Raw genomic sequence first — 5,020 nt, forward strand, 5'->3', positions numbered from 1 at the left:
AAATTAACTAATATCTAATATAATATATGTAATAACAAGTATATAAATATTAATTAAAAAATTAGGACTTTTAGATAAAAACAAGTATTTTAAATAGAAAAATAAAGAAAATATTAAAAATAAGAATTTTGTCGGTCACTCTTAATATTAAAAAAAAGTTTCTCTATAATTTTTTTGTATTATGTTTTGTTATAGGGGTGTTATGTTAATATGGTTATTTCTTACTGTATAATTTTGAGAATAGCTTGGAATTTTTCATTTATGATGATAAAAGAATAAGGCATATGTGGTGGAGAGTTTTGATGTTTTGGAATGTAATATTTGTGAATGAATTGGTATTAATCTATATGAACATTTTTCATAAAATGATGTATCATTTTTAGGTATATTGTTGTTTTTTTTTCACAAATTATTCAAATATTGTTTATTATCTGTCAAAAATATTAGAAATCTATATAAGGGGGGGGGGGCAATAAATATTATTAACTTGATATAATTTTAATGAAATAATATTAGTTTGGTAGTAATAGTAATATTTTTTTTAATCACACACTATTACTACACTACATAATTAGATAAACTTTTCAGTGTTTTTCTAATTATTACTATTATTTTTCATTTGTCTTTATTAAGTTTTAAGAAGATTAAGAGGTTTAATTCTCATATTAACTTGAAAACGATTCAACTAACAGTTACAAAACTGCATTAATGAAATTACATTAACTGTTAACAGATTCAATTATTTCAATTAAACAATCTTCTTTGTATAAATTAGTAAAACGATCTAAAATGAATAATAAATTTAAAGTAACAATATTCGGAATTCTTCTGATAATGTTAATGTCAGTAGCTGTGGCAGCAGAAGTATCTGATGATACAACAACTGTTGATACTATAGCAGAAGAAGTAGAACCAGTAGCAACTGAAGTTACTTCTCCACAAACTGATAACATATTAGAAGAAAACGATATTGAAACGGATATGGTATATAGTGGAGACAATCCACAAACATTTTCGACTTTAGAAAATGAAACAACTTATGAAAATGCTGAAATCACATTAAGTGATGATGTAACATATTCTGACGCACAAGTAACTTTCGGAAACAACGTAACATTAACAGCAAACGGAAAAACATTAACAAATGTTAAAATAAACATAAACGGAAACAATGTTACTATAAGCAACGTAATCTTTAATCACAATACTACAAGCGATACAAAAGTAATTAACATAGACCATGCATCAAACGTTACATTAAACAATGTAAATATTAACTTATATAAAACTAACCTTACCGAATGGGATAGTTATGAAACAAAAGCAATATCTATTACTAACTCTTCATGTGTAAAAGTAAATTCATCCAACATAGAAGTTTCAACTCAATCACAAGCTTTAGCTTGGAAAACTAATGATAATTGGGTAACTTATTGGAGTGAATTAAATGTTGCAGCAGTAGTTATAGACCAATCAACAGGTGTATGCTTTACAAACAATAATGTAAACATTTATAATAATACTCTTAATTTGGATGGTACAACTATGCCTGGAATAATTGTAAGATATGGAACAAATAACTCCTGTATTAAAAACAATAACATAAACGTAACAGGTTCACATTACAATTATGGTATAATGTGCAGTGATTACGTATCAAACCTCTCTATAAGAGACAATGATATAAGAGTTACCGGAGAAAAAAATGTTGTAGGAATAGATGCTTCAACATCAACAGGATCTGTTGTTTACAACAATACAATATATGCAAACAGTACAAACACTGTTGGATTAAATGATGGAGAACAATCTCTTGCATATGGAATATTAACCAACACATACTACAATGGTAATGCAAACAACTATGTTGCATACAACACTATTAACTTAACTGGTACTGTATGTTACGGTATAGAAAACTATATGGGAAACAATAACACATTCAATCATAATACTGTTAATGCAACAGGAACAACTGCTATGGGATTAGGTAGTTGGGGTTCAACCGACTGTAAAATTATTAACAACAATTTCATAATCACGGGCAGTGACACTGTAGCAAATACATTTTATGAACAAATTAGTCCACAAAATGTAGGCATAATATTAACAGGTAACACAACATATCCATCAACCAATAATTTAATAACTGGAAATACTGTTAATTTAACATATTTTGCTGGTTGGGGTGATGTTTTCACAATAGTCATAACAAATGAATCAACAAGTAATACTATTTATAATAACAGTTTGACTGATTTTTCAAATAATAAGAATGGTAACAGTACAGTTTCCATAAATTCTTCTAATAATAATGTAGAATCTAATGATAACTGTACTGAATATGAGTTTGATGATAGTAATTTATTAGTATGTAATTGTGCTTGTTGTAGTCAAATCTCAACAACACAAGATGTTGAAACTATTTCATTTTTTAAAAAAAGAAATGTTTTAGTTAAAACATCCTCCTCCCCTATTTTTTTAAATTCAGAAAACTTTAATCAATATGTAACTAATGGATTATTAAATGATAATGTTACTGAAGGAGATGTAATTGATATTGATGGGGTTTTAGAAGGTTCAAAATATGCTTTTTCAGTAAATAAACCTGTAAATATAACTTCTTCTAAAGGTAATGCTTATTTAATTTTTAATTCATCAAGTAAAGGGGATCAATATATTTTCAATATAATTGAATCTGGTTCTGGGTCTAATATTACAAACATTAATTTTCACAACACGCATGTACGAACGGAAGGAGCAGCCAATGTTACATTTAACAATATTTCTTTAACTTGTGATAAGGGTATAGGTTTTGGTGTTGGAGCAATATCTATCAGAAGTTCTGATAATGTAAACATAACCAACAGTTATTTTAAAAGTAAATCTAATAGTGGACATTCTACTGTTGTTTATGCAACATCCAACAATTGTTTGTTTGAAAACAATACTGTTTTAGGTGAAGGTTATGTTGGAAATTTATTCTATATAACCACTTATGGTGGAAGTGGATTTAGTTATAATATTACTATACGTAACAATTATATTGATAATACTCAAGCATATAATCAGTCTATCTGTCAGGCAATGGTTATATCCGGTGCAGGTCATTTAATTGAAAATAACACTATTGTTGCCAATGAATGGGCTTTAGGAATACAGTACTATGATCCAGAATTTGGAGAAGAAGGAAATCCTGGAGAAGGTACTTCTATAGTGAAAGATAATTATATAGTTCAGGGACGGATGGCTAAAACTGAAAACGTTACTTACGTGAATAATGTATTACCTGCAGAAATTTTAGTAATTAATGATGAAAATTGGGACAAATACTTGTTCTTTATACCAAATGAAGGTATGAATACGGATATAAATTTTACATCAATAGAGAATACTAATCTTAAAATAATTTATAATGCTACTAAAAGAGTAAATTTCAATAGTTTAAAAATTACTTCACCTATTGAAAATTACGTTTCAAAAAATAACACAGGAATACGTATAATAACTGCTAATGAACAAGTGAATAATCTTTACACTCTTCATAATAACACGGGGTATTATGCACCCTACTCCTATTTAACTTCACCAACCACTTTAAATCCAATATATGATTCAATTATAAAAGCAACAATGAGAGTTAATGTATATAATACTTTCTTTTTAGATGGAAACTCCGCTATTTTAGTCGATAACGAATATATGCAATATGCTAATTCTCGACCTAAAAATCCAGTAACTTATCAAATAGTCACAAATGAAAATTATATGAATTATTTTGATGAAGAAACAGGTATTATTAAAGATGATTTAAGTTCATATAATTTTGTAATTGATGGTGAAATTAATAAATCCTTAATTTTCAATAAATCAGTAAATTTAAGAGGATTCAATAATATTGAAGGATATACTTTAATTAAAAACAGTACACTAAATAATGTTAAATTTATTGAAGGATCAGAAAATTCAAACATTTCTTGTTTAAAAATAAATAACTTAACAATTCAAGATACTTCCAATATCAATATTGCAAACAATACAATTGATGGTTTGCTAATTTTAAATAATTCTCAATCTTGTAAAATAATATCTAATGATATGGATGTAGCTGGTAGGAGAATAACACATCCTGATTCTAACATAATTCTTTATGGTTCAGTTAATAATATAATCAAAGACAATATTATCAGAACTCATGGACGATTTGCAATTTCTCTTGATAATTCTTCTTATGAAAATTTAATAGAGGATAATGATTTAAGTAGCTCAGGTTCTTATATTATGGCCTATGGAAAGTCCTTTTTTGATTATTATGGTAAAGAGTGTATAGAAAACAATGGAACAAACACATTATTCAATAATAGTATTAATCCAAAATATAATCTAAAACTTAATACAAAAACATTTGCTGTTAATCAGGAAAATACATTAAATGTAAATGTTAATTGTGAAGAATTTACGGTAACTAACGGTAAAGTAATATTTTCATTAAATGGTACTTATTTGGGTGAAGCTAATGTTGAAAAGGGAGTTGCTTCATTAACATTTACTCCTACAGCACTTGGTTCATCATCACTGAGTGCATGGTATGTTTCTGATGAATTAGATATGCCAAAAGGATTAACAGAAACAGCAACAGTTAAAGACCTTATAGAAACTAAAGTATTAATAGATTATAGTGGTAAAGTAAATAGAGAATCCTTTGTAACTTTCACAGTAACTGATGAAGATGGAAATCCAATTAATGATGGACAACTAACTTATTCATTTAATAATGGTGAAGAAAAAACAATAACTCTCACAGAAAATACTGTAACAATTCCATTAGAAGATACTGAACACATTGCTGGAAAATATGTTAAAGTAACATACACACCAATTGATTCAAAATACTCATCACAGACAAATACAACAACACTAGACTTAGAAAAAGCAAACACCCAGTTTACTGCAGTATATGATGTTATTGATGATAATAATGGAAACCTTACAATAACATTAACTGATGAATTTGGAAACC

General features: G+C 27.3%; 1 protein-coding gene. It reads left to right on the plus strand.

Features of this window, described 5'->3' with window-relative positions:
- Positions 1 to 789: 789 nt before the first annotated feature.
- The coding region (locus tag QZZ11_RS02745; protein WP_292473385.1) for an Ig-like domain-containing protein at positions 790 to 5,020 on the plus strand (4,231 nt) is incomplete at its 3' end.

It is taken from the genome of Methanosphaera sp. (assembly GCF_016282985.1).
Lineage (GTDB): Archaea > Methanobacteriota > Methanobacteria > Methanobacteriales > Methanobacteriaceae > Methanosphaera.